Annotated in this window: 23 protein-coding genes; 8 read left to right on the top strand and 15 right to left on the bottom strand. The window is 75.6% G+C overall.

Annotation, left to right across the window (positions count from 1 at the left end):
• Positions 1 to 57 precede the first annotated feature (57 nt).
• Positions 58 to 2,154 (bottom strand): HelD family protein, encoded by a 2,097-nt coding sequence (locus tag ACWIX6_RS02240; RefSeq protein ID WP_448615222.1) that lies wholly within the window; start codon positions 2,152 to 2,154, stop codon positions 58 to 60.
• A gap of 97 nt (positions 2,155 to 2,251) precedes the next feature.
• On the opposite strand from ACWIX6_RS02240, the gene ACWIX6_RS02235 reads away from it, so the two are divergent.
• Both ACWIX6_RS02235 and ACWIX6_RS02230 read left to right on the top strand, forming a co-directional pair.
• On the top strand, positions 2,252 to 3,052 hold the full coding sequence (locus ACWIX6_RS02235; RefSeq protein WP_448615221.1) for a YsnF/AvaK domain-containing protein: 801 nt from the start codon (positions 2,252 to 2,254) through the stop codon (positions 3,050 to 3,052).
• A 130-nt stretch (positions 3,053 to 3,182) separates the two neighbouring features.
• Positions 3,183 to 5,012 (top strand): NAD(P)-binding domain-containing protein, encoded by a 1,830-nt coding sequence (locus ACWIX6_RS02230; protein WP_448615220.1) that lies wholly within the window; start codon positions 3,183 to 3,185, stop codon positions 5,010 to 5,012.
• Positions 5,013 to 5,060: 48 nt separating this feature from the next.
• Here ACWIX6_RS02230 and ACWIX6_RS02225 read toward each other — a convergent pair whose 3' ends face one another.
• Positions 5,061 to 5,729 (bottom strand): acVLRF1 family peptidyl-tRNA hydrolase, encoded by a 669-nt coding sequence (locus ACWIX6_RS02225; protein ID WP_448615219.1) that lies wholly within the window; start codon positions 5,727 to 5,729, stop codon positions 5,061 to 5,063.
• 81 nt (positions 5,730 to 5,810) lie between these two features.
• Between ACWIX6_RS02225 and ACWIX6_RS02220 the strand changes: the two genes are divergently transcribed.
• A complete protein-coding gene (locus ACWIX6_RS02220; protein ID WP_448615218.1) occupies positions 5,811 to 6,968 on the top strand; it encodes an MFS transporter in 1,158 nt (385 codons plus the stop codon).
• An 82-nt stretch (positions 6,969 to 7,050) separates the two neighbouring features.
• Here the strand turns inward: ACWIX6_RS02220 and ACWIX6_RS02215 are convergent, their stop codons facing one another.
• From ACWIX6_RS02215 to ACWIX6_RS02180, 8 genes are all read right to left on the bottom strand, one after another.
• Positions 7,051 to 7,464, bottom strand: a complete 414-nt coding sequence (locus ACWIX6_RS02215; RefSeq protein WP_448615217.1) for a VOC family protein — start codon at positions 7,462 to 7,464, stop codon at positions 7,051 to 7,053.
• Between the two features lie 94 nt (positions 7,465 to 7,558).
• On the bottom strand, positions 7,559 to 8,455 hold the full coding sequence (locus ACWIX6_RS02210) for a hypothetical protein (protein ID WP_448615216.1): 897 nt from the start codon (positions 8,453 to 8,455) through the stop codon (positions 7,559 to 7,561).
• A 48-nt stretch (positions 8,456 to 8,503) separates the two neighbouring features.
• Positions 8,504 to 8,743, bottom strand: coding sequence for a hypothetical protein (locus ACWIX6_RS02205; protein ID WP_448615215.1), 240 nt, complete (start codon positions 8,741 to 8,743; stop codon positions 8,504 to 8,506).
• 293 nt (positions 8,744 to 9,036) lie between these two features.
• Complete coding sequence (locus tag ACWIX6_RS02200; RefSeq protein ID WP_448615214.1) at positions 9,037 to 9,546, bottom strand: inorganic diphosphatase; 510 nt, start codon at positions 9,544 to 9,546, stop codon at positions 9,037 to 9,039.
• 131 nt (positions 9,547 to 9,677) lie between these two features.
• Complete coding sequence (locus ACWIX6_RS02195) at positions 9,678 to 10,892, bottom strand: MFS transporter (RefSeq protein WP_448615213.1); 1,215 nt, start codon at positions 10,890 to 10,892, stop codon at positions 9,678 to 9,680.
• Positions 10,893 to 11,081: 189 nt separating this feature from the next.
• Positions 11,082 to 12,896 carry a phosphoenolpyruvate carboxykinase (GTP) gene (locus ACWIX6_RS02190; protein WP_448615212.1) on the bottom strand — a complete coding sequence of 605 codons (1,815 nt, stop codon included), beginning with the start codon at positions 12,894 to 12,896 and terminating at the stop codon, positions 11,082 to 11,084.
• Positions 12,897 to 13,113: 217 nt separating this feature from the next.
• The gene (locus ACWIX6_RS02185; protein WP_448615211.1) at positions 13,114 to 13,617 is read right to left on the bottom strand and encodes an SRPBCC family protein; all 504 of its coding nucleotides are present in this window, start codon (positions 13,615 to 13,617) and stop codon (positions 13,114 to 13,116) included.
• Positions 13,614 to 13,943 carry an ArsR/SmtB family transcription factor gene (locus ACWIX6_RS02180; protein WP_448615210.1) on the bottom strand — a complete coding sequence of 110 codons (330 nt, stop codon included), beginning with the start codon at positions 13,941 to 13,943 and terminating at the stop codon, positions 13,614 to 13,616. Before ACWIX6_RS02180 ends, ACWIX6_RS02185 begins: the two co-directional genes overlap by 4 nt.
• An 86-nt stretch (positions 13,944 to 14,029) precedes the next feature.
• Here ACWIX6_RS02180 and ACWIX6_RS02175 point away from each other — a divergent pair, with 86 nt between their 5' ends.
• The 3 genes from ACWIX6_RS02175 (at position 14,030) to ACWIX6_RS02165 (ending at position 15,724) form a co-directional block, all read left to right on the top strand.
• The gene (locus tag ACWIX6_RS02175; RefSeq protein ID WP_448615209.1) at positions 14,030 to 14,308 is read left to right on the top strand and encodes a hypothetical protein; all 279 of its coding nucleotides are present in this window, start codon (positions 14,030 to 14,032) and stop codon (positions 14,306 to 14,308) included.
• Between the two features lie 88 nt (positions 14,309 to 14,396).
• A complete protein-coding gene (locus ACWIX6_RS02170; RefSeq protein WP_448615208.1) occupies positions 14,397 to 14,639 on the top strand; it encodes an acyl carrier protein in 243 nt (80 codons plus the stop codon).
• 122 nt (positions 14,640 to 14,761) lie between these two features.
• Positions 14,762 to 15,724: an NAD(P)H-dependent flavin oxidoreductase gene (locus ACWIX6_RS02165; RefSeq protein WP_448615207.1), complete on the top strand. Its 963-nt coding sequence runs from the start codon at positions 14,762 to 14,764 to the stop codon at positions 15,722 to 15,724.
• Here ACWIX6_RS02165 and ACWIX6_RS02160 read toward each other — a convergent pair.
• Both ACWIX6_RS02160 and ACWIX6_RS02155 read right to left on the bottom strand, forming a co-directional pair.
• Positions 15,607 to 16,353 carry a DsbA family oxidoreductase gene (locus ACWIX6_RS02160; protein ID WP_448615206.1) on the bottom strand — a complete coding sequence of 249 codons (747 nt, stop codon included), beginning with the start codon at positions 16,351 to 16,353 and terminating at the stop codon, positions 15,607 to 15,609. The two genes, ACWIX6_RS02165 and ACWIX6_RS02160, sit on opposite strands and share 118 nt — an antisense overlap.
• Positions 16,354 to 16,454: 101 nt before the next feature.
• The gene (locus ACWIX6_RS02155) at positions 16,455 to 16,832 is read right to left on the bottom strand and encodes an FKBP-type peptidyl-prolyl cis-trans isomerase (protein ID WP_448615205.1); all 378 of its coding nucleotides are present in this window, start codon (positions 16,830 to 16,832) and stop codon (positions 16,455 to 16,457) included.
• 212 nt (positions 16,833 to 17,044) lie between these two features.
• On the opposite strand from ACWIX6_RS02155, the gene ACWIX6_RS02150 reads away from it, so the two are divergent.
• Both ACWIX6_RS02150 and ACWIX6_RS02145 read left to right on the top strand, forming a co-directional pair.
• Entirely contained in the window at positions 17,045 to 19,744 is a 2,700-nt protein-coding gene (locus ACWIX6_RS02150) for an ATP-binding protein (RefSeq protein WP_448615204.1), read from the top strand.
• 170 nt (positions 19,745 to 19,914) lie between these two features.
• Positions 19,915 to 21,021, top strand: a complete 1,107-nt coding sequence (locus ACWIX6_RS02145) for an MFS transporter (RefSeq protein WP_448615203.1) — start codon at positions 19,915 to 19,917, stop codon at positions 21,019 to 21,021.
• A gap of 64 nt (positions 21,022 to 21,085) precedes the next feature.
• Here ACWIX6_RS02145 and ACWIX6_RS02140 read toward each other — a convergent pair whose 3' ends face one another.
• The 3 genes from ACWIX6_RS02140 to ACWIX6_RS02130 all read right to left on the bottom strand — a co-directional run bounded on the left by ACWIX6_RS02140 (position 21,086) and on the right by ACWIX6_RS02130 (position 24,815).
• Positions 21,086 to 21,472: an antibiotic biosynthesis monooxygenase family protein gene (locus ACWIX6_RS02140; protein ID WP_448615202.1), complete on the bottom strand. Its 387-nt coding sequence runs from the start codon at positions 21,470 to 21,472 to the stop codon at positions 21,086 to 21,088.
• 98 nt (positions 21,473 to 21,570) lie between these two features.
• Positions 21,571 to 22,830 carry an amidase gene (locus ACWIX6_RS02135; RefSeq protein ID WP_448615201.1) on the bottom strand — a complete coding sequence of 420 codons (1,260 nt, stop codon included), beginning with the start codon at positions 22,828 to 22,830 and terminating at the stop codon, positions 21,571 to 21,573.
• Positions 22,827 to 24,815: an acetoacetate--CoA ligase gene (locus ACWIX6_RS02130; protein ID WP_448615200.1), complete on the bottom strand. Its 1,989-nt coding sequence runs from the start codon at positions 24,813 to 24,815 to the stop codon at positions 22,827 to 22,829. Before ACWIX6_RS02130 ends, ACWIX6_RS02135 begins: the two co-directional genes overlap by 4 nt.
• Between the last annotated feature and the right edge of the window lie 139 nt (positions 24,816 to 24,954).

The following is a 24,954-nucleotide window of genomic DNA, read 5'->3' as shown; positions in this document are numbered from 1 at the left end:
CGCTCTCGGATGTGAGCACCGTACGCGCGGGCCCGGCACCTGTCGAGAGCAGTGCTCTCACCGATCGACGAGCGGCTCCGGCAGCTCGCCGCGGTGCAGCACCACCAGGTGGCTGACCGCCCGGGTCAGCGCCACGTAGAGCCGGTGCAGGCCCCGCGGCTCGGCGGCCACGATGGCCGCCGGCTCGACCACCACCACGGAGTCGAACTCCAGCCCCTTGACCAGCCCGGCCGGGACCACGGCCAGCCGGGCAGGGGCGGACCCGTCGTCGGTCAGCGCCGGCACCTCCAGCCCGGCCACGGCGAGCATGCCGACCACCGCGGGCACGTCGGCGTCGGCGCAGACCACGCCCGTCGACCCCGGGAGCGCGGCCAGCCGGGCGACCACGTCGGCCAGCACCTCGGCCAGCGCCGTCACCGGGCGGACGTCCAGCGAGCCGGCGTCCCGCCGGGTGGCCGTGGCCGCCGGCAGGCCCGGGGCGATCACCGGCAGCAGCCGGTTGGCGTAGTCCAGCACCTCGCCGGGCACCCGGTACCCGCGGGTCAGCGGCCGGACGGGGGTGTCCGGCCGGCCCAGCCCGGCCAGCGTCTGCGCCCAGTCCGCGCTCGACCACGGACCGGTGGCCTGCGCCAGGTCGCCCAGCACCGTCAGCGACCCGGCGGCCAGCCGGCGGGCGACCGCCCGGCACTGCATCGGGGAGAGGTCCTGCGCCTCGTCGACGACGACGTGCCCGTACCCCGCCGTGCGCTCCAGCAGCCCGGCCACCTCGTCGACCAGCACCGCGTCCTCCGCGCTCCACCGGGCGGCCCGCACCGAGCGCGGCGGCGCGGGCCGGCGCAGCAGCGCCTGCTCCTCCTCGGTCAGCACGCCCCGGGCCGCCCGGGCCAGCCGGTCGGGGTCGGCGAGCAGGGCGGCCACCAGGGCGGCGGCGTCCACCGCGGGCCAGACCGCGTCGCAGAACGCCCGCACCTCCGGGCTGCGGGCGGCCTTCCGGGTCTCGGCGTCGGTCGGGCTGCCGCCGCCGGCCTCCTTCTGTCGCCGGGCGTCCTCGGCGACCGCCATGGCCAGCCGCTCCCGCCCGGCCGCGTAGTGGACGACCTGCTGGCCGTCGGACGACCCGGTGCCCGACCGGCGGAGGTCGTCGACGTAGCGCCGCAGCCGCTGCTCGGGGACCCGGTACCGCCGTCCGGCCAGCGTCACCTGGACCGGGTCGGCGGGCTTGGCGACCCCGCCCCACACGGCCCGGTGCAGCACCGCGGCCATCCGCGCGTCCCCCTTGAGGACGGCGACGGCCGGGGTGTCCACCGCCCGGACCAGGACCCGCGCGGTGAGGTCGGCGACCGTCGCCTGGTCGACGTCCACCTCGCCCAGGGTGGGCAGCACCTGCTCGATGTAGCGCAGGAAGGCCCGGTTGGGCCCCACGACCAGGACGCCGGTCCGGGCCAGCTGGCCGCCGTGGGTGTACAGCAGGTAGGCCGCGCGGTGCAGTCCGACCGCGGTCTTGCCGGTGCCCGGCGCGCCCTGCACGCAGACCGACTGGCGCAGCGGCGCCCGCACGATGTCGTCCTGGTCGGGCTGGATGGTGGCCACGATGTCCCGCATCGGGCCGCTGCGGGGCCGCTCGATCTCCTGCCGGAGGACGGCGCTCTCGCCGGCGTCGTCCTCCCCGGCCGTGAGCAGCTCGTCCTCGTAGCTGGTCAGCTCGCCGCCGGCGAATCCGAACCGGCGGCGCCGGGTCACGCCCTGCGGGTCCGCGGCGCTGGCCTGGTAGAACGGCCGGCTCATCGGGGCGCGCCAGTCGATGACCACCGGGTCCCCCGCGGCGTCCCGGACGTGCCGGCGGCCGATGTGGAAGACCTCGGCCGCACCCGTCGCCGGGTCGCCCGGACCGGTGGGACCGGCGTCGGTCCGGCCGAAGAAGGCCGGGACACCGGGGTCGGCGGCCAGCGACCGCAGCCGCTCGGCGCGGGCGGCACCGAGGCGCTCGGAGGCCCACGCGTCGACCCCGGCGTCGACGACGGCGGTGCTCGCGGTGCGCATCCGGGTGAGGCAGTCCGCGGCGCGGGCCAGGTGGTCGCGCTCGGCGGTCAGGACCGGGTCGGCGTCGGTGGTCTCGGAGGTGGCGGGGACGGCCCCGCCGGTGAGCTGGGACACGATCGGCAGACGCTACGCGCGGACGGCGCCGTCCTCAACCACCGTCCCGACGCGCCCCCGGATGTGTGAACCGGGCGTTTCCGGATCAACCACAGGCATGACCAGTGACCCAGTCCTGCCCCCAGTCATCGGGGCGATCGCCGACGACCGCAACGGGAACGCGCTGGGCACCGTGACGGCGGTCTTCGTCGACGACGTCACCGGCCGGCCCACTTGGGTCGGCCTGACCGACGGCCCCGACGCCTCCCCCGACGCCGGCGCCACCCCCCTCGTCGCGCCGATCGCCGACGCGCAGTTCAGCGACGGGCGGCTCCGGCTGACCGTGGACGACGAGGCGGTGCGCCGCGCACCCCGCCCGTCGGCGCCCGACCGGCTCAGCCCGGCCGAGGAGGTGACCCTGCGCGAGCACTACGCGGCGGGGACCCGGGGTGCGGCCGGCGGCCGGACGGACACCCGGTCGACCGAGGCCGTCGGGCAGCCGGCCGGCCGGACCGGCGGCGGCGGCGACACGGCCATGACCCGCTCCGAGGAGCAGCTGCGCGTCGACACCGTGCGGGAGCCGTGGGCCCGGGCGGTGCTGCGGGTGGAGGACGTGACCGAGGAGGTCATGGTCCCGGTGACGATCACCCGCCAGCGGGCCCGGATCGAGTACCTGCCGCTGCGGCCCGGCGACAGCACCACCGACGCGGCGGGGGACGCCGTCCGGGACGCCGGGGACCACGCGGGGCGCTCGAGCGACTGGGTGACCCTCTACGCCGACCAGCCGGTGGTGACCCTGGAGCGGGCGCCCGTGGAGCGGGTCCGGCTCACCACCGCCTGGGTCACCGAGCAGCAGGCGGTCACCGACCGGCTGCGGCGCGAGGAGATCGAGCTGACGTCGGACGCGCCGCTGCGCTGAGGGGGCGTCGGGGCGGGCCCGCTCCGGGCCGCGCAACGCCGTCCGGGCCTTGCCGCGGAGGTGTCCGGGGTGGTCAGCTCGTCGGGCGCCCGACCCGGGCGGCACCCCTTCGACGACGCAGGAGGTGGGCGTGACCCAGACCCTCGACCCGACCGACACCCCGACAGCCGCCGCCGACACCCCGGACGGGCGGGTCGCCGCCTGGCTGGCCGCGTTCCAGCGGGCGCTCACCGCCCGGGACGTGGACGCAGCGGTGGAGCTGTTCTCGCCCACCTGCTTCTGGCGGGACCTGGTCAGCTTCACCTGGAACATCACCACGGCCGAGGGGCACGACCAGGTCCGCGACCTGCTGACCGAGACCCTGGACCGCACCGACCCGCGGGACTTCCGCGTCGCCGAGCCGCCCACCGGCGGCGGCGGCGTCGACGAGGCCTGGCTGGAGTTCGAGACCGCCGTCGGCCGGGGGCGCGGGCACCTGCGGTTGCAGGACGGCAGGGCCTGGACGCTGCTGACCACGCTGTACGAGCTGACCGGCCACGAGGAGCCGGTCCGCGACCGCCGTCCCCCGGGTGCCGAGCACGGCATCCACCGGGACCGGGAGACCTGGCTGGACCGGCGCGAGCGCGAGGCGCGCGAGCTCGGCTACCGGACCCAGCCCTACGTCCTGGTCGTGGGCGGAGGCCAGGGCGGCATCGCGCTGGGCGCGCGGCTGCGGCAGCTCGACGTCCCGACGATCGTCATCGACAAGCACCCCCGCCCGGGGGACCAGTGGCGCAGCCGCTACAAGTCGCTGTGCCTGCACGACCCGGTCTGGTACGACCACCTGCCCTACATCAAGTTCCCGGACAACTGGCCGGTGTTCGCCCCCAAGGACAAGATCGCCGACTGGCTGGAGTCCTACACGCGGGTGATGGAGCTGAACTACTGGTCCAACACCCGGGCGCTGTCCGCCTCCTACGACGACGTCACGCAGGAGTGGACGGTCACCGTCGAGCGCGACGGCAAGCCGGTCGTGCTGCGCCCCAAGCAGCTGGTGCTGGCCACCGGGATGTCCGGCAAGCCCAACATCCCGAAGCTGCCGGGGATGGAGCGGTTCCGCGGGGACCAGCACCACTCCTCGGCGCACCCCGGCCCGGACGCCTACCGCGGCAAGAAGTGCGTCGTGATCGGCTCCAACAACTCCGCCTTCGACATCTGCGGCGCGCTGTGGGAGACCGGCGCGGACGTCACGATGGTGCAGCGCTCCTCGACGCACATCGTCCGCTCGGACTCGCTGATGGACATCGGGCTGAAGGCGCTGTACTCCGAGGAGGCGGTCGAGGCGGGCATGACGACGGAGAAGGCCGACCTGGTCTTCGCCTCGCTGCCGTACCGGATCATGCACGAGTTCCAGATCCCGCTGTACCAGCAGATGCGGGAACGGGACGCCGACTTCTACGAGCGGCTGGAGGCCTCGGGCTTCGACCACGACTGGGGCGACGACGGGTCCGGGCTGTTCATGAAGTACCTGCGCCGCGGCTCGGGCTACTACATCGACGTCGGTGCGGCCGACCTGGTGGCCAACGGCGACGTCGCGCTGGTGAAGGGGCAGGTGGACCACCTGACCGAGCACTCGGTGGTGCTCGCCGACGGCACTGAGCTGCCCGCCGACCTGGTCGTCTACGCCACCGGCTACGGCTCGATGAACGGCTGGGCCGCCGACCTCATCTCCCAGGAGGTCGCCGACAAGGTCGGCAAGGTGTGGGGCCTGGGCTCGGACACCACCAAGGACCCGGGGCCGTGGGAGGGCGAGCAGCGCAACATGTGGAAGCCCACCCAGCAGGAGGCGCTGTGGTTCCACGGCGGCAACCTGCACCAGTCCCGGCACTACTCCCTCTACCTGGCGCTCCAGCTCAAGGCGCGGCAGGCGGGCATCCCGACGCCGGTGCACCGGCTGCAGGAGGTCCACCACACGTCCTGAGCCGCTGAGCGGTCCACGGGGCGCCTCCCGCGCCCCGGGGACGGCGGCTCAGCCGCGGTCGGCGGGCTCGACGACGTGCACCTCGACCGCCCGGAACTGCTCCGGCGTGGTCAGCAGCACGGCCCTGGTGGGATCGCCCACGTCCAGCGCCGGCTCGCGGCGCAGCGCGGCCAGCGGGCGCAGCCGGGGGTCGGCCAGGACGTCGTCCACCAGGCCGCGGTCCCCGCCGGTGAACAGCGCCCGCACGGTGGCGGCGTGCGGCAGCAGCACCCGCACGGCGGTGTCCGCGGCGTGCGAGACGACGGCGTCGGTCTGGTGCCCGCGCCGGCGGGCGAACCGCTGCTGCGACCAGCCGCCGGCCGCGGTCCGGCCCTGCACCTGGCGGGCGTCGACCTTGGAGACGACGAGCTCCGGCCCGTCGAACACCCCGACCGCCCACCGGCCGCGGCGGACCAGCAGGACGGCGGCCCGGTGCGGCTCCCGGGCGCCGGCGGCGAGGGCCGTGAGCACGCCCGGGCCCGGGGCCCAGCCGAACGGCGCCCGCAGGGTCAGCGTCGTGCCGTCGGCGCTGGTGGTGCGGACCGTCCCGTCCGGGTCGGCCACCACCTCGGTGAACGCGCCGTGCCGCTCGGCCACCCCGTCCAGCCAGCGGCCCAGCCGCTCGGGGGCGACCCCGAGCCGGCGTCCGCCGCCCGCGGCGGGGCGGGGTCGGGTCACCGGGCCAGCATGTCAGCCGGGGCGGCTGGTCGTCCGCGCCGATCGCGGGACCGTCGGACCCCGGTGCCTAGGGTGGGCGCGGTGAGCGCGGACCGCGGCCGGCGTGGGCCGTCGCGCGACGTGGCCGCGGTCGCGGTGGGCACCGGGGTCTACTCGGTCTCGCTGGGCATCGCCAGCGTGGCCCTTCCTCTGCTCGCCCTGCGGGCCGGGTACTCCGCGACCGAGATCGGCGTCCTCACCGCGGTGTCCGCCGTGTCGCAGATGGCCGTCCGGCTCGTCCTCGGACGGGTGATGCGGATCTGGGCGGACTGGACGCTCATCGCCGGCGCCGGGGTGCTGCTGGCGGCCAGCAGCGCGGTCGTCGCGGTGTCCGCCGCCGTCCTCCCGATGGTGCTGGCGCAGCTGGTGCAGGGTGTCTCGCGGGCCTGCTTCTGGACCGGCAGCCAGACCCACGTCGTCCGGGGCCCCGGCAGCGCCGCCGGCGCGCTCGCCTCGGTGAACCTGGTCGGGGGCGTGGGGCTGCTCGCCGGCCCGCTGGCCGCCGGCGTGCTGTCCGAGCGGTCGCCGGCGCTGGCGCTGGGGGTGGCCGCCGTCGTCGCCGTCCTCGGCGTGGCCCCGACGTTACTGCTCGACCGGCTGCCGCCGTTCGTGCCGCCGGCGGACCGGCCGCCCGGGCGGCTGTGGCGGCGGCCGGGGGTGGACGCCGGGTGCTGGGCCGGCGTGACGGCCGGCGCGTGGCGGTCGCTGCTGACGTCCTACATCCCCGTCGCCCTGGACCAGGCCCGGCAGTCCTCCTCGACCATCGGCGCGCTGGTGGCGGCGGCGAACGGCGCCGCCCTGGTCGGGACAGCGGTCTCCGGCCGCCTCCCCCGCCGGTGGACGACGCGGGTGCTGGCCGGCGGCATGGTCCTCACCGGCGTCGCCACCGCGGCCACGGGCGCCGTGGCCGGCAGCATCGTGCTGTCCGGGCTGATGCTGGTGCTCAGCGGCGTCGCCGCCGGCGTCGTCCAGGTGCTCGGTCCGGCGGTCGCAGCGGAGGCGGTGCACCCGGAGGAGCGCGGCGAGGCCATCGCGGTCAGCGGCACCTTCCGGGCCGCGGCGCTGCTCGCCGCGCCGCTCGCCGTCGCCGGGCTGGTGCTCGTCGTCCCGCTGGCGCCGGCACTGGCGCTGGCCGGTGCCGGGATGGCGGCCCCGGCGCTGGCCCTGCGCCGCGGGTCCCCCGGCCCGGCGGCCGGTTGACCTCGTGGTGCCGGATCTGCGGTCCCGTGGCCTCCCGGCGCCTGAGAGCCACGAGACCGCAGATCTCGCGAGCCGTCGACCGTCAGCCGGCGGGCTGGGAGATGTTGACCATCCAGGAGATCCCGAACTGGTCGACGCACATCCCGAACTCGTCACCCCACATCTGCTTCTCCAGAGGCATGGTGACCGCTCCCCCCTCGGAGAGCCGGGTGAAGTAGCGGCGCAGGTCGTCGCCGTCGTCCCCGCTGAGGCTGACCGAGATGCTCGAGCCGACGCTGCGGTCCATGCCGGTCGGGGTGTCGGAGGCCATCAGCGTGTACCCGGCGGGCGTCTGCAACTGGGCGTGCATGACCTTGTCGGCGTCCGGTCCCTCGGCCATGCCCGACTCGCCGAACGTGCTCAGCGTGAGCTCCCCGCCGAACACGTCCCGGTAGAACTCCATGGCCTGCCGGGCCGTGTCCGAGAAGCTGAGATAGGGGTTGAGAAGCGAGGCCACGGGCGGTCCTTCCTCCGACGGGGTACGGGCCCGGCCACGGTAGCGAGGACGACGGCCGGACAGGCGCCCGCCGGCCACCGCCCCCGCGTGTACCTCACCCCTCCGACTCGGCCACCGTCACCAGGGAGACCCCGGCCGACCCGAACGGCTCCACCCGGAACCCGGCCATCGCCAGCAGGTCGCCGATGACGTCGTTCATGGCCTCCTGCACCGCGGCGTCCATCGCGGCCCCACGCACCTGCTGCCGCCCCATCCGGTCGTGCCGGTGCCAGCTGACCACGATCCCGCGGTGCCCGGACTCGGGCGTGAGGCAGACCCCGCCGGCCGGCTCCTCCCCCACGCAGTCGTGCAGCGGCAGCCCGGCCTCGACCAGGGCGGCGGCCACCTCGACCACCAGCGTGGTGAGCTCGTCCTCGTCGGTCAGCAGCTCGTCCCAGTCGTCGGACAGCCGGTCCAGCTGGTCACCGAGCTCGGTCAGCCAGGCCCGCTCCTGCGGCAGCTGCCGCCGCACCACCCCGGCGCCGTCGGCGCGTGGCACCCCGTAGACGACCCGCGTGCCGGACAGGCCGCCGGCCAGAGCGGCCCAGTCCGCCTCGATCGGGTCCGCGAACGGTCCCGCCAGGACCTCGCCCGGCATGTCGCCCTGCTCGTCGACCAGCCACCAGTCCGGCACCGCACCCGGATCGGTGGCCCGCTTCCCCGCCGGGTGGTTGGCCACGCTGACGGCGGCGCCCCGCTCGGCGCGCTGCTCCTGCACCGCGGTCCCACCGCTCCCGCCGGTCGCGTGCCCGAGGTCACCGGCCGGCCGCTCCGGCGGCCCCTCACCGGCGAGGACCTCCACCGCGTTCGCGGGGACGACCGCCTGCTGCCGCGCCGCCTGCACCCGGTTGCGCTCGAACTCGTACCGCGCGGTCGAGCTGGCGCCCAGGGCGATCACCAGCGCCGCCAGCACGACGAACCCAGCCATGGACACCATCGGCCAGAACAGCATCACCGCACCACCTTCGAGGGTCGACCGGACGTCGGGATCAGGAGACGGTCACCAGGCACGCCAGGCACCTCCCGGACCGGCACCCCACGCGGTGGCCCGCCGCACGCCGTGCCGCAGCCAGCCCCACAGCCGGGTCGCGTCGGCCCGGAAGGAGCTGCCGGCCGGCACCGCCGCCGCCCCCTCCGGGGCGAAGAGGTCGAGCAGCTCGGCCAGGCCGAGGTCCTCGTCCCCGGGCAGCGTCAGGACGGCGGACGACGATCGGGCGGCCGGTGCAGGGGGCGCGTTCACGCGGGGCTCCTCAGGTGCGCTCGTCGCGGCTGGGGAAGTGCCGCCGACGCACATGAAATTAGGTCCCGCGCCCCCTTCTTGGACGCGCTCGAACGCACTCAGCGCGGCTCCGTCACGCAATCGTTGCGGCGGTCCCGGAAATGGCCGACGACCGCCGGCAATTACGTCAGCTTGTCGACATCCGCGCCGGAAATGGCCGGGAAACCGCCATTCCGCTGCTCGGTCACGCCGTCGGGGGCCGTGCCGTCCGGCATGTCGCGGAGGTCACGTCCCCGCGGCCGAGGGCCGTCGGCTCACGCCTGGGCGACGGGGTCGGTGCTGCGCTGCTCGGCGTACCGGCGGACGGCCTCCTCGACCGCCCTGGTGGCCTCGTTGCGCCCCTCCCAGCCGCGGCTCTCGCTGGACTTGTCCGGTTCCACGGCCTCGTAGGTGTCGAAGAAGTGCCAGATCTCGGCGACGAGGTGCATCGGCACGTCCTCCAGCCGCTGCCGGTGCACGTGCCGCGGATCGGTGGCCGGCACGCACAGCAGCTTGGCGTCCGGGCCCTTCTGGTCGTGCATCCAGAACACGCCGATGACCCGGGCGCGGACCAGGCAGCCGGGGAACGTCGGCTCGTCGAGCAGCAGCAGCGCGTCGATCGGGTCGCCGTCCTCGGCCAGCGTGTCCGGCACGAACCCGTAGTCGCCGGGATAACCGGTCGCGGTGAACAGCATCCGGTCCAGCCGGATGCGGCCCAGCCGCTGGTCGTACTCGTACTTGTTCCGCGATCCCTTCGGGATCTCGACGATCACGTCGACGTCCACGGCCCCGCCTTCCTCCCGGCCAGCACCGGCCAGGCGACCTTGGCCCCGGGCCGGTCCCGCGTCAAGCCGGGGCCGGATGAGGCAGCGCAGTCAGGCGGCCGGGGACGGCTGAGCCGTCCGGCGGACGGCGGTCAGGCGGCGAGGCCGGCGGCGTCCACCCGGTCGGCGGGCACGTGCAGGTGGCGCTGACCCACGGCCACCGCCACGACGGCCACCGCGGCGGCGCCGGTGGACACCAGGAAGCTGGTGTTCGCGCCGGCGACGTCGACGATCTTGCCGGCGGCCGACGCACCGACCGCGACGCCGAGCGCCAGCGCCGTGCCGATCCAGGTGAAGGCCTCGGTCACCGAGGAGCGCGGCACTAGCACCTCCGCGAGGGTGAAGGCGCTGATCAGCGACGGCGAGACGGCGATGCCGGCGACCAGCACGAAGGGCAGCATGAGCCAGACGTTGCCGACCAGCACCAGCGGGAAGGTCAGCACGGTCAGCACGAGCAGGACGCCGACCAGCCGGCGGCGCAGCGGGATGCGCCAGTGCACGGCCCCCCAGCCGATGCCCGAGACCATCGACCCGGCGGCCAGGGCGGCGATGAGCAGGCCGGACGACGAGCGGGCGCCGTTCTCGTCGGCGAAGGCGACCAGGGCGATCTCCAGGGTGCCGAGGATGGCGCCCACGGCCAGCCCGACGACGAAGAGCACCCGGAGGCCGCGGCTGCGCATCGCCGTGGGGCCGCCCCGGTGCTCGTGCTCGGCCGGTGGGGGCTCGGTGTGCCGCTGCGCGGCGAACAGCAGACTGCCCACGGCGGCCAGCGCGAAGGCGGTGACCACGCCGGCGGTGGTGTGGCCGGTCGTGGACAGGAACGTCACGAGCACCGGCCCGACTATGAACACGAACTCGTCCACCACGGACTCCATGGCCAGGGCGGTGGGCAGCGACGGCGTGCCGCGCAGCAGGTGGGTCCACCGCACCCGGATCATCGAGGAGACCGGCGGGATGGTCGCGCCGGCCAGCGCGGCGCTGAGGAAGACCGTCCACAGCGGCCAGTGGTCGCGGACGGCGAAGAGGAAGGCCACCCCCGAGGCCACGAAGACCGAGACGACGGTCAGCAGCACCCGGCGCTGCGCGTGCGTGTCGGCGAGCCGGCCGATCACCGGCCCGGCCGCGGCGGTGGCGACGGCGCCGACCGCGGCCACCGCACCGCCCAGCCCGTAGCTGCCGGTCTCGGCCTGGACGAGCAGCACGCTGCCCAGGCCGACCATCGACAGCGGCAGCCGGCCGATGAACGCCGCCACCACCATGGGCACCGCGTGCGGGGTCCGCAGCACGTGCAGGTACGGATTGGGCACGAGCGGGGAGGCCTCCGGTCACGGGTGGACGCCGGTCACCCCACGCTAACCGACGCCCCGCCCGCCCCCGACGCGCCCTGCGGACGCGCCGGACCCGGACACGACGAGGCCCGTCAGTCCCCGGTCGGCCCCGTTGCAGGGCCCCCACCGCGAGCCTGCGAGCGGTGGGGGGGGCAACGGGGTCCTTCCTCAGGCGAGGCGGCTCTTGAGGATCTCCAGCTCGTCCCACATGGTGGTCGGCAGCTTGTCCCCGAACTTCTCGAACCACTCGGTGATCTGCGGGATCTCCTCGCGCCACTCCTCGGGCTTGACGGCGAGGGCCTTCTCCACCTGCTCCTGGGTCATGTCCAGGCCGGAGACGTCGAGGGAGTCCGGCGTCGGCACGTGCCCGACCGGGGTCTCGACGGCCGCCGCGGTGCCCTCCAGGCGCTCGACGACCCACTTGAGCACGCGGGAGTTCTCACCGAAGCCCGGCCACAGGAAGCCGCCGTCCTCGTCCCGGCGGAACCAGTTCACGTAGAAGATCCGGGGCAGCTTGGTGGAGTCGTGCTGCTTGCCAGTCTGCACCCAGTGGTTGAAGTAGTCGCCGGCGTTGTAGCCGATGAACGGGAGCATCGCGAACGGGTCGCGACGGACGACGCCGACCGCGCCGGTGGCCGCGGCGGTGGTCTCCGAGGAGAGCGTGGCGCCCATGAAGACGCCGTGGTTCCAGTCCCGCGCCTCGCTGACCAGCGGGATGGTGGTCTTGCGGCGCCCGCCGAACAGGATCGCCGAGATCGGCACGCCCTTGGGGTCCTCGTACTCCGGCGCCAGGATCGGGCACTGGGTGATCGGGGTGCAGAACCGGCTGTTCGGGTGGCTCGAGGGCTCCTCGGACTCCGGCGTCCAGTCCTTGCCCTTCCAGGAGGTCAGGTGGGCCGGCGGCTCGTCGGTCATGCCCTCCCACCAGATGTCGCCGTCGTCGGTCAGCGCGACGTTGGTGAACACCGAGTTGCCCTTGTCGATGGTGCGCATCGCGTTGGGGTTGGTGTCCCAGCCGGTGCCCGGGGCGACGCCGAACAGGCCGAACTCGGGGTTGAGCGCGTAGAGCCGGCCGTCCTCACCGAACCGCATCCAGGCGATGTCGTCCCCGAGGGTCTCGACCTTCCAGCCCGGGATGGTGGGCTCGAGCATGGCCAGGTTGGTCTTCCCGCAGGCCGAGGGGAAGGCCGCGGCGACGTAGTAGGTCTTCTGCTGCGGGCTGGTCAGCTTGAGGATCAGCATGTGCTCGGCGAGCCAGCCCTCGTCGCGGGCCATCACCGACGCGATGCGCAGCGAGTAACACTTCTTGCCCAGCAGCGCGTTGCCGCCGTAGCCCGAGCCGTATGACCAGATGGCCCGCTCCTCGGGGAAGTGCACGATGTACTTGGTGTCGCTGCACGGCCACGGCACGTCGGCCTGGCCGTCGGCCAGCGGGGCGCCGAGGGAGTGCATGGCCGGGACGAAGGGCCGGTCGGTGCCCATGGCCTCGAGGATGCGGCTGCCGATCCGGGCCATGACGCGCATGGAGACGACCACGTACTCGGAGTCGGTGAGCTCGACGCCGAACATCGGGTTCTCGGCCTCGACGGGGCCCATGCAGAACGGGATGACGTACATGGTCCGGCCGCGCATGCACCCCCGGTACAGCTCGGTCATGACCGACTTCATCTCGGCCGGTTCCATCCAGTTGTTGGTGGGACCGGCGTCGGCCTCGTCGACCGAGCAGATGTAGGTGCGGTCCTCGACCCGGGCCACGTCACTGGGGTCGGAGGCGCACCAGAAGGAGTTGGGCTTCTTCTCCAGCCGGGTGAAGGTGCCGGCGTCCACCAGCCGCTGGGTGAGCCGCTCCCACTCCTCCTCCGTGCCGTCCACCCAGACCACCCGGTCCGGCGTCGCCAGCTCGGCCATCTCCTGCACCCAGGCCAGGAGGCGGGCGTGCGTGGTCGGGGCGTCGTCGAGGCCTTGAATCGCCACGGAAGTCACGGCGTCTCCATCCTGTGGGTGGCCGGGCTGCGCGCTGGCACCGGCGCTGGTGCTGGGCTGTCGATCTCCCCGGCCGCGACGTCGAGGCCGGGGGATCGGGTCAGGCTACCGAGGCGGGACGGCCCCCGGAACCGCGAACAGTGTTACGTATAAGACGTCTACCCGCAGTGTGAGGTACGTCGCTCTGCGACACCAGCGATCGGCGCGCGACCGCAGCTCAGGACGCGGAACGGGAGCCGTAGGCCGGCCCGACCTCGGCCAGGAACGCGTCCCAGTCCCCGGGCTGGGGGCGCCCGGTGAGCTCGGCCTCGAACTTGTCCAGGTACCAGTGCCAGCCGGCCGCCACGTCCCCGACGGCGTCCGCGCTGACGAGCACCTGGGTGAGGACCAGTTCCGTGCGGCCGTCCTGGCGGGCGAGCTCCAGGTCGATGCGCCAGTGCTCCTCGGCAGTCCACTCGAGCACCAGCCGGCGGGGCGGGTCGCACTCGACGATGGTGACCGCCTCGGCGGCCGGCTCCTCCTCGTGGGTCATGGTGAACGTGCCCACGCCCCCGGTCCGGCGCTCGCCCTCGTACGTGCCGATCCACCGGGCGGTGCGCTCGTTGTCGGTCAGCGCCGCCCAGACGTCCTCGACGGGGTCCGGCCAGGAGCGCCGGAACCGCAGCCGCCGGCCGCCTCCCGGCTCCTCGGTCACCTCGCCGTACCGCGGGTCTCCGCTCATCGGTCGTCTCCTGTCCGTCGTGCCCGCCGTCCGCGGGCGATCTCGGTGTCCAACGCGTCCAGCCGCTGCGCCCAGAGCCGCCGGTAGGGGGTCAGCCAGGCGTCGAGCTCCTCGAGCGGCCCAGGGTCCAGCGCGTACACCCGCCGCTGGCCCTCGGCGCGCACCCGGACCAGGCCGGACTCCCGCAGCACCCGCAGGTGCCGGCTGACCGCCGGGCGGCTCACCGGGAACCGGGCCGCGAGCTCGCCGGCGGTCACCTCGCCGCCGGCGAGCAGCGCCACGATCTCCCGGCGGGTGGGGTCCGCCAGTGCGGCCAGCGCGTCCACGGGAGATGTGTAACAGACTTCTTACGTAACCGTCCAGTTACGGGGATCGCGATTGGGACGCCGGCTGGCCGGGCACCCGCTGGGTCATGACCGTCACCGACCCCGCCGTCCCGGACCCGCTGAACGACCCGCGGACCCTGCAGGCCGACCCCGGCGCCGTCGCCGAGGGCGAGGACCTCGCCTCCACCGCGGACGACGACGTCACCACCGGTCAGGACGAGCTGGACGCAGAGGCGGACGAGACCGACGGCGGTGGCCCGGCCGGCGGCCCGGCGCCGCTCCCGGGTGACCCGATGGCGGCCGAGGAGGACGCGCCCGACGACCTCACCGGGGACGACGTCACCGGCGGGTTCGCCGGCAGCTGACCAGGTGTCCCGGCCGTCCGGCCGGGGTAGTCGCGTGCCACCCGCGGCCGAGCCAGGGCCACGGGGCACACCGTCGTGAGGAGGGACCATGGCCACCGGTGAGACCGGCTTCGCCGACGTGACGTTCGACCTGATCTCCGTGCAGTACCACTCGCTCAAGGCCGGCCACGACTACGGCCAGTACGTCCGGGACGCCGAGAACGCCGGGCTGGACGACGTCGCCGCGTTCTTTCGCGAGGTGATGCAGGTGGACTCCGACCGGGCCGCGAGATGCCACGACCTGCTCAAGCAGCTGGCCGGCACCGAGCACGGGGGCCCCGCGACGAGCTGACCACCCGATCGCACCCGTGAGCCCCGGCCCCGCGGCCGGGGCTCACGCGCGTCCAGGGGACCTGCCCGCGCCCGGCGCACCGGGGTGCTGCGCCGCCGACCCACGCGGCGCACCATGTCCCCGTGATCAGGACCGCGCTGACCCGATGGTTCGACTTGGACGCCCCGGTCGTCGGGGCGCCGATGGCGGGGGTGGCCGGCGGTGCGATGGCCCGGGCGGTGTCCCTGGGCGGGGGGCTCGGGATGATCGGGGTGGGCTCGGCCACCGAGCCCGGCTGGATCGCGGAGCAGGCCCGGCTGCCCCAGGAGTCCGACGCCTCCTTCGGGATCGGCCTGATGGCCTGGGTGCTGGCCGACCGGCCCGAGCTGCTGGCGGCCACCATCGCCGCCGGGCCCGTCCTGGTGTCGGTGTCCTTCGGCGACCCCGGGCCCTCCGTCGGCCCGCTGCACGACGCCGGCATCGCCGTCGCCACGGCGGTGAACACCCGAGCCGACGTCGACCGCGCGCTCGAGGCGGGCGTCGACCTGCTGGTCGCGCAGGGCACCGAGGCCGGCGGCCACACCGGGCAGCGGGCCACCCTGCCCCTGCTGCAGGAGGTCCTCGCGGTCACCGACCGGCCGGTGCTCGCCGCCGGCGGGGTGGCGACCGGAGCGGGACTGGCCGCCGTCCTGGTCGCGGGCGCGGCCGGCGGCTGGGTCGGCACCCCGCTGCTGGCCTGCCCGGAGGGGCTGAACAGCCCGGCAGCCCAGCAGCGGGTCCGGGCGGCGAGCGGGGACCGCACCGTGCTGACCCGGGCGTTCGACGTGGCGGAGGGGATCCCCTGGCCGGCCAGGTGGCCGGGCCGGGCGCTGGCCAACGAGTTCACCGACACCTGGCACGGCCGGGAGGACGAGCTGCGCGGCGACGCCGCGGCCACCGAGCAGGTCCGCACGGCCCGCCGGGTGGGAGACCCGGACCACGCCCCGGTCTACGCCGGGGAGTCCGTCGGCCTGGTGACCGGGGAGGTGTCGGCCACCGACGTCGTCCGGCGGCTGGCCGCCGACGCCGAGGCCGCGCTGCGCGCGGTGCCCCGCCTGCTGGGCTGATCGGCCCAGGCCCGTTCCAGCAGCTGGAGCAGCACCTCGGCCGGCTGGGCGCCGGCGGCGCCGTAGGTGCGGTCGACGACGAAGAACGGCACCCCGGTCGCGCCGAGCGCCCGGGCGGTGGCGACATCCTCGGTGACGGCGGGCAGGTACCGCCGGTCGGTGAGCGCGGCGCGCACCTCGGCGGCCTCCAGCCCGGCCTCGGCGCCGAGCTCGACCAGCGCATCGACGTCGAACACCGAGCGCTGCTCCGCGAAGTGGGCGTGCAGCAGCCGCTCCTTCACAGCCCCGCCCAGGCCGCGCTCGGCCGCCAGGTGGATCAGCTCGTGTGCCAGCAGGGTGTTGCGGCTGATGCCGTCGGCGAGGTGGTACTCCAGTCCCTCCGCGGCGGCGAGGGACTCCACGTGCGCCATCTGGTCCCGCATCTCCTCGACGCTGCGCCCGTACTTCGCGGCCAGCGCGGGCAGGGTGGCGTGGGTCTGCCCCTCCGGCACGCTCGGGTCGAGCTGGAAGGAGCGCCACACGACCTCGACCCGGTCGGCGTGGGCGAACCGGGACAGCGCGGTCTCCAGCCGGCGCTTGCCGATGTAGCACCACGGACACACGACGTCGGACCACACCTCGACCTGCACGCCGGCACCGGACCGCGGCCCGGCCCCGGGCATCCCCTCGGCCGGGGGCCCCGCTGCGGGGCCCGCCCCGCGGCGGGGGCGCGGCCCCGCAGCGGGGTCGCTCAGCGGACGCCGACCAGGTCGACGACGAAGACCAGCGTCGCGCCCGGCTTGATGACGCCGCCCGCGCCGCGCTCGCCGTAGGCCTTGTGCGCGGGGATGGTCAGCCGGCGGCGGCCGCCGACCCGCATGCCCTCGATGCCCTCGTCCCAGCCCTGGATGACCATGCCCACGCCCAGCTGGAACTCCAGCGGGTCGCCGCGGTCCCAGGAGGCGTCGAACTGCTCGCCGCCCTCGTGGGTGACCCCGACGTAGTGGGCCTTAACCAGACTCCCGCGGGTGGCCTCGGCGCCCTCCCCGACCACCAGGTCCTCGACCACCAGGTCGTCGGGGGCCGGGCCGGTGGGGGGTTCGACGTCGGGGCGGGTCGGCTCTGCCACGGATGTGCTCCTCGGGCCGGGCGCCGGGGCTGTCCCGGCGGCACTGCCCCATCCAAGCCGCCACCGCCGCGCGCGGCCACGCGGCCTCGCGCCCGCCCTCCCGAGGACGGCCGGTACCTTGCAGCAGGCACGCCCACCACCGGCGGTGGGCCGCTGTCCCGTGCCGGCGTGCCGCCGGCGCCGTCCGAAGCGATCCGCGGCTGGAGGTGTGCGTGGCCCTCGTGCCCTCGTCGGGTCCCCCGGACGCAGACCTGTTCGCCGGGGGCGGCGAGTGCGGCCGGCTGATGGCGGCCCACGACTGGGCGGCCAGCCCGCTGGGCCCGGTCGGGTCCTGGCCGGCGGGGCTGCGGTTCGCCATCCGGACCGTGCTGGCCTCGCGCTTCCCCATGGTGCTCACCTGGGGCCCGCAGTACGTGCAGTTCTACAACGACGGCTACGCACCGTTCATCGGCGCCAAGCACCCGGCGATCGGCGAGGACATCCGGGTCACCCTGGCCGAGGGGTGGGCGGCGCTGGCCGGCCCGGTCGAGCACGCGATGGCCACCCGGGAGGCGTCCTGGCTCCCGCGGCTGCCGCTGCTGCTGGAGCGGGCCGGGTACCGCGAGGAGACCTACTTCACGGTCTCCCACGCGCCCGCCTTCGGCGACGACGGCGAGGTCGCCGGCATGCACGCGGTCTGCACCGAGGTGACCGGGGAGGTTGTGGCCGAACGCCGTCAGCAGCTGCTGCACGGGCTGTCGGCCGCCGGCGGTTCACTGGGCGACGAGGAGGCGGTGCTGACCGCGCTCTGCGCGACGCTTGGCACCGGTCTGCTGGACGTGCCCTTCGCCGGGGTCTACCTGCAGGACGCGACGGACGGCCGGTTGCACCGCGCCGGCGTCGTCGGCTGCCCGCCCGGGGCCCTGCCCGCGGTCTGCGACTCCGTCCAGGACCTGCCTCGCGACGTCGCCGGCCTCGAGCTGCACGGCGGCTTCTGGGGCGACCTGGTCACCGAGTCCGTGGCGCTGCCCATCACCGCCGCCGACGAGCCCATCGGCGTCCTGCTGGTCGCGGTCAGCCCCAACCGGGCACTGGACGAGGGCTACCGGGCCTTCCACGAGCTGCTGGCCGGCCAGTTCGCCGGAGCGCTGGCCAACGCCCGGGCCTTCACCGCCGAGCGGCGCCGGGCGGAGTCCCTGGCCGAGCTCGACCGGGCGAAGACGGCGTTCTTCTCCGACGTGAGCCACGAGCTCCGCACCCCACTGACCCTGCTGCTCGGCCCCATCCGCGACGTCCTCGACGACCCGGCCGAGCCGCTGACGCCGGGCGTCCGGGACCAGCTGACGCTGGCCGTGCGCAACGGTGAGCGCCTGCAGCGGCTGGTCAACGACCTGATGGACTTCGCCAGCATCGAGGCCGGGCGGGCCAGCGCCGTCCGGGTCGAGACCGACCTGGCGGCGTTCACCGCTGAGCTCGCCGGCGTGCTGCGGGCCGCCGCCGAGCGCGCCGGGCTGCGCTTCACCGTCGACTGCCCGCCGCTGTCCCGGCCGGCCGCGGTGGACCCGCGGCTGTGGGAGAAGGTCGTCCTCAACCTGCTGTCCAACGCGGTCAAGTACACCTTCGTCGGCGGCATCTCCGTCACCCTGGGCGAGGCGGACGACCAGGTGGTGCTGACCGTCGCCGACACCGGCATCGGCATCCCGCCCGAGGAGCTCTCCCGGGTGTTCGAGCGCTTCCACCGGGTGCCGGGCTCACCGGCGCGGCACCGCGAGGGCACCGGTATCGGGCTGGCCCTGGTGCGGGAGCTGGTGGCCCTGCACGAGGGCACCGTCTCGGTGGCCAGCGAGCCCGGCCGCGGGAGCACGTTCACCGTCACGGTGCCCTTCGGCCGCCCCGACGCCGACGCCACCCGGCCGGTCACCCCGTCGGCCGCGGCCCGCGGCACCGCGGACGCGTGGGAGACCGAGGTCGCGGTGCAGCAGGACCCGGCCGCCGTCCCCGGGGCGCCCACCGTGCTCGTCGTCGACGACAACGCCGACATGCGCGGGTACGTCGCCCGGCTGCTCGCGCACAGCTGCACCGTCCGGGCGGTGGCCAACGGCGCCGAGGCGCTGGACAGCATCGCCACCGCCGGCCTCCCCGACGTCGTGGTGACCGACGTGATGATGCCGGTCGTCGACGGCTTCGAGCTGCTCCGCCGGCTGCGCGCGGACCCGGCCACCCGCGACGTGCAGGTCGTAATGCTGACCGCCCGGGCCGGCCAGGAGGCCGCCGTGGAAGGCTTCGACGCCGGGGTGGACGACTACCTGGCCAAGCCCTTCCCGGCCGCGGAGCTCGTCGCCCGGGTGCGGGTCGCCGTCGAGCGCGCGGCCCGCCGCCGGGGCGCCGGACCGGTGTCCGGCCCGCCCTCGCGGACGACGCCCACCGCGCCGGAGGTGCCCTCGCCGGACGTGCGCTCGCTGGTGCCGGCCAGCCGCCCGGCGGACACCCCGGCACCCCCGGTCGTGCCGTCCCCGCCGCCGGCGGCGGTGGACACGTCGCTGCGGGAACGGTGGCGCTTCGCCTCCACGCCCCACTCGATCCCGGCGCTGCGGCGGGCGCTCCGCCGCCTGCTGGACGCCGCCGGGCTCGACGAGGACCAGGCGTACGACCTGGTCCTGGCGGCCTGCGAGGCGGCCACCAACGCGATCGAGCACGCCCAGGACCCGACCGAGCCGTTCTTCGACGTGGCCGCCGAGACCGCTGACGGCTCGGTGACCATCACCGTGCGGGACTACGGGCAGTGGCGGGAGCGGGTGCCCAGCATGGACCGCGGCCGCGGGTCGACCCTGATGAGCGCCTTCGCCGACATCACCGCCACGCCCAGCCCCGAGGGCACCACCGTGGTCATCCGCGCCTCCCGTCCGACCGCCGGCGAGACGTCCGAGGGCTGACCCCTCGGAGCGCGGACGGACCCGCCCGGGAAATCGCCTCGCCGCCGGCTCCGCCCCGGTCTACGGTCCCGGGCATGCCCCCCGATTGACCCCCACCCGTTCCGCCGCTCCCGCCGCCGGCCCGGTCGCTGGCCCGGCGGGCGGTCGCCTGGGCACTGGTCGCCGACGTCGTGCCGCTCTACCCGCTGTACGCGCTGCTCTTCGCCGACGCCGGGCTGAGCGACGCCGACGTCTCCGCGCTGCTCGCGCTGTGGTCGACCACCGCGGTGCTCGCCGAGGTGCCCTCGGGCGCGCTCGCCGACCGGTTCTCCCGGCGCGCCGCGCTGGTCGCCGCCGGGGTCCTGCAGGCCGCCGCCTACGTGCTGTGGACGGCGCTGCCCGGCGTGACCGCCTTCGCCGCGGGCTTCGTCGTCTGGGCGCTGGGCGGCGCACTGGTGTCCGGGGCGCTCGAGGCGCTGCTGCACGACGGGCTGACCGCGGCCGGTGCGCCCGGGCAGTTCGGCCGGGTCTACGGCTGGGTCAGCGCCATGGAGCTGGTCTCCCAGGTGCCCACCGCGCTGCTGGCCGCCGGGCTGTTCGCCGTCGGCGGGTTCCCGCTGGTCGGGTGGGTCAGCGTGGCCGGCTGTCTCGGGGCCGCCGTGCTGGCCGCCCGGCTGCCCGAGCCGCCCCGCCCGGCGCCGGCTGGCGGCGGCGGGACCGCCGACGCCGCGGACGGCGGCGAGCCGGGCTGGTGGGCGCTGCTGCGCGCCGGCGTCGGCGAGGTGGCCGCCCGGCCGCCGCTCCGGTCGGCGGTGCTGCTGGTCGTGCTGCTCGGTGGCCTCGACGCGGTGGAGGAGTACTTCCCGCTGATGGCCCGCGACTGGGGCGTGCCCGTCGCGGTCACCCCGGTGGCGGTGCTGGGCGTGCCGCTGGCCGGCGCCGCGGGCGCGGCGCTGGGCGGCCGCGCGGCGGCCTGGCCGGTCCGCACGCTCGCCGTCGTGCTGGCCGCTGCCGGGGTGGCGTTCGGGACCGCCGCGGCCCTGGCGGTGCCGCTCGGGCTGGTGGCCGTCGGCGGGGGCTACGCCCTGTACCGGTTGCTGCTGGTCGTCGCGGAGACCCGCCTGCAGGCGGCGATCGAGGGGCCGGCCCGCGCGACGGCCACGTCGGTGGCCGGGGTCGGGGTCGAGCTGGCGGCCCTGGTGGTCTTCGCCGGGTACGCGCTGGCCGGGACCGCGGCGGTCGCCGTCCTGGCGCTGCTGCTCGCCGCCGCCCTCCCCCGACTGCTCCCCCGGGCGTGAGCCCGAGAAAGCCCGCGGGCTCGAGCCCGGAAGAGCCCGGGGCGGTGACCACCGGGGCCGGGCGTCACCAGGGGACGGCGGCCGCTCCGGCGGACGTCACCGTCGGCACGACACCGGCGGTGCCCGGCTGGGCGCGGTTGCTGAAGTGCTCCATCTCCGGCCCCCAGCGGGCCATGGCCGCCCGGTGCGGATCGGCCCGGACGAAGGCCCGCACCGCCGCGCCGTCGTCCCACCAGGACACCGTGGTGAAGCGCCGTGCGAGGGGCTGGGCCCGCAGCACCAGCGACCGCGCGCCCGGACTGGCGACGGTCTGCGCCCGGATGGCCAGGCTGTCCCGGAGGAACGCGGGCACGTCACGCAGCCGGCGCAGGTGCAGGTGGGTGACGTGCACGACGCCGGGATCGGCCGCGAGGTGCTCGGCGGTCCACCGCAGGTCGGGGATCAGGGGCATGGCGTCCTCCTGGAGCACCGGGGTGCGGCCGGGTGCCGTCGACCGTAGGGCCGACCGGGCTCCGCGCCCAGCCCCTCGTGCGCGTGGGACGGACCGGTTCAGTCCACCGAGACGGGCGGGTGGAGGGTGTGCCAGCAGGTGCGGCCCTGGTACCACGCCCCGGCGTCCAGCAGCAGGTCCTCGCCGCCGACCGCCGCGGTGAGCTGGGCGCCGACCGGCATGCCCGAGCGCGGGTGCCGGCCCACCGGGAGCGCGAGGGTCGGCCCGTCGTGCAGCGACCAGGGGGCGGTGAGCTGGGCCAGCCGCCGGGTCAGGGCGAGCACGTCGTCCGTCCCCTCCGCGAGCGGGACGTCGACCGGCAGCGTCGGGGTGAGCAGCACGTCGACGTCGGCGAACACCTCCGCCATGGCCTGCAGGTAGTCGGCCCGGGCGGCCATCGCCCCGTCCCGGTCCCCGTCGGTCAGGCCGCTGCCCAGCAGCACCCGGGTGAGCGTGTCGGGGTGGAACAGCCCGGGGTGGTCCAGCCGCTCGCGGTGCACGTCGGGGAGCCCGGAGTAGACGATCGTGTAGAGCACGTCCTGCGCCGCGCTGAGGCCCGGCACCTCCACCGGCACCAGCTCCGACCCGCCGTCGGCGAACACGCGGCCGGCCGCGGCGACCGCCTCGGCCACGCCCTCGTCCAGGTCCGGGCCCAGCACGGGCAGGCCGATCCGGCGGGGCGGGGCGGGCGCCGGCTCCCGGACCGGCCGGCCGGCCAGGACGGCGAAGGCCCGCGCCACCAGGTCCACCGTGCGGGCCATCGGCCCGACGGTGTCGACCAGCTCGCACATCGGGAAGGTGCCGGCGGTCGGCACCGTGCCGACGCCGGGACGCAGGCCGGTGACGCCGCAGACCGCCGCGGGCAGCCGGATCGACCCGCCGGTGTCGGTGCCCAGCGCCAGGTCGACCAGGCCCGAGGCCACCGCCGCGCCGGAGCCGCCGCTGGACCCGCCCGGTATCCGGTCCAGCGCCCACGGGTTGCGGCACGGCCCGGCTGCCGAGTTCTGCGAGGTGAACCCGACGGCGAACTCGGACAGGTTGAGCTTGGCGACCACCTGGGCCCCCGCCTCGACCAGCCGGGTGACCACCACGGCGTCCACCTCGGGCACCCGGTCGGCGAAGAACGCCGACGCGCAGGTGGTGCGCACCCCGGCGGTGTCGATGTTGTCCTTGACGCCCACCCGCACACCGGCCAGCGGGCCGTCGGCGGCGTGCGGCAGCGGGGGGTCCACCACGGTGACGACGGCGTTGGTCGCGGCGGCGACCGCGCGGCGCCGGTCGGCCAGGTCGTCGTCGGAGGGCCAGGCCCGGCCCCTCACCGCCGGTTCGTCCGTTCCCGGGCGAGCCGGACGTAGTGCGTGACGAGGTCGGGGTCGTCGACGGCGCCGACGTTGAGCGCCTTGTCCTCCGGGACGCCCTGGAAGAGCCGCTTCAGCGGCACCTCCAGCCGCTTGCCGGTGCGGGTGTGCGGGACGCCGGGGACCACGACGATCTCGTCGGGCACGTGCCGCGGGCTGGCGTTGGCCCGGATCGCCGCCCGGATCTCCGCCTCGAGCTCGGGGGTCAGCTCGGTGTCCGGCGCCAGCTGCACGAACAGCGGCATCCAGTAGCCGCCGTCCGGCTGCTCCACGCCGAGCACCACGCAGTCGCGGACGGCCGGGATGGCCTCGACGGCGGCGTAGATGTCCGCCGTCCCCATCCGGACACCGCCCCGGTTCAGCGTGGAGTCCGACCGGCCGGTGATCAGGCAGGTGCCCCGCTCGGTGATCTCCAGCCAGTCGCCGTGCCGCCAGACCCCGGGCCAGGGCTCGAAGTAGGACTCCCGGTACCGGACGCCGTCCGGGTCGTTCCAGAAGTACAGCGGCATGGACGGCATCGGCTCGGTGATGACCAGCTCGCCCAGCTCGCCGACCACCGGCCGGCCGTCCTCGTCCCAGGAGGCTGCCGCGACGCCGAGCATCGGGCGCTGCAGCTCCCCGACGGTGACCGGCAGCAGCGGGGAGCTGCCGATGAAGCCGGTGGCGACGTCGGTGCCGCCGGACAGCGAGCCGAGCAGCACGTCGGGGCGCACCGCGTCGTAGACCCAGCGGAAGCCGGCGGCCGGCAGCGGGGAGCCGGTGACGCCGACGGACCGCAGCGCGGACAGGTCGTGGTCGTCGGCCGGCCGCACGCCGGCCTTCTCGCAGGCGGCGAGGTAGCCGGGGCTGGTGCCCAGGTAGGTGATGCCGACCCGGCCGGCGAGGGCGAACTGGGCGTCGACGGTCGGGTACGTCGGGGCGCCGTCGTGCACCACCACGGTCGCCCCGGTCAGCAGCGCCGAGGTGCCGATGTTCCACATGATCCAGGCGGTGGAGGCGTACCAGTAGAAGCGGTCGCCGGGGCCGACGTCGAGGTGCAGCCCGAGCTGCTTGCGCTGCTCCAGCACCACCCCGCCGTGCCCGTGCACGATCCCCTTGGGCAGCCCGGTGGTGCCCGAGGAGTAGACGATCCACAGCGGGTGGTCGAAGGGCAGCGCCTCGAACACCGGGTCCTTGACGTCGGCGACCGCCTCGGCCCAGGGCAGGGCGTCTCCGGGCACCTCGTCTGGGCGCAGCCGGGGGACGGCGATCGTCGTGCGCACGCTGGGCAGCGCGGCGCGCAGCTCGGCGACGACGTCGCGCCGGTCGTGCTCCCGGCCGCCCCAGCGGTAGCCGTCGACGGCGACCAGCACCACCGGCTCGATCTGGGCGAAGCGGTCCAGCACGCTGCGGGTGCCGAAGTCCGGCGCGACCGAGGACCAGACGGCGCCGACGGTGGCCGCGCCGAGGAAGGCCACCACCGCCTCGGGCACGTTGGGCAGGTAGCCGGCCACCCGGTCGCCGGGCCGGACGCCGAGCCGGCGCAGGGTGGCGGCGAACGCGCCGACCTGACCGCGCAGCGTCGCCCAGGAGACCTCCACCGGGTCGGTGTCCTCGGCGACGACGACCAGCGCCGGGTGGTCGTCGGTGGCGTGCCGCAGCGCCTGCTCGGCGTAGTTCAGCCGCGCGTCGGGGAACCACTCCGCGCCCGGCATCCCGCGCCGGGTGAGCACCCGGTCCTCGGGGACGTCGGGGAGCACGTCGGACCAGGTCGCGACGTCGGCCCAGAACTGGTCCAGGTGCTCCACCGACCAGCGCCAGATGCGGTCGTAGTCGGCCGGGGTGCCCAGGTCCAGGCCGCGTCGCCCGGCCACCCAGGCGGCGAACCGGCCCAGCCGGCTGGCCGCGATCGACTCGGGCGTCGGCCGCCACAGGACCTCCGGCCCGGTGGACGTCTCAGAGGTCACGTGCTGACCCTGCCACGGCCGCGGTCCCTGCGGCAGACCGTGTCCGTCCGCCGTCCACCGACCGGCCACGCGACCAGGACGACGAGGGCCAGGGCGGCCACCAAGCGCCCGGCCCAACGCCTGCCCGACCTGTCGTGGC

The sequence above is a fragment of the Modestobacter sp. URMC 112 genome (genome assembly GCF_053502575.1).
The sequence above is the reverse complement of the archived record's forward strand: the minus strand, read 5'-3'. Positions and strand labels throughout refer to the sequence as shown.

Bases quoted from the DNA above. Each gene is read 5' to 3' on its own strand.
- ACWIX6_RS02210 (WP_448615216.1), bottom strand. From the start codon at position 8,455: ATGCTGTTCTGGCCGATGGTGTCCATGGCTGGGTTCGTCGTGCTGGCG.
- ACWIX6_RS02140 (WP_448615202.1), bottom strand. From the start codon at position 21,472: ATGCCCCTGATCCCCGACCTGCGGTGGACCGCCGAGCACCTCGCGGCC.
- ACWIX6_RS02185 (WP_448615211.1), bottom strand. From the start codon at position 13,617: ATGAGCGGAGACCCGCGGTACGGCGAGGTGACCGAGGAGCCGGGAGGC.
- ACWIX6_RS02175 (WP_448615209.1), top strand. From the start codon at position 14,030: ATGACCGTCACCGACCCCGCCGTCCCGGACCCGCTGAACGACCCGCGG.
- ACWIX6_RS02170 (WP_448615208.1), top strand. From the start codon at position 14,397: ATGGCCACCGGTGAGACCGGCTTCGCCGACGTGACGTTCGACCTGATC.
- ACWIX6_RS02235 (WP_448615221.1), top strand. From the start codon at position 2,252: ATGACCAGTGACCCAGTCCTGCCCCCAGTCATCGGGGCGATCGCCGAC.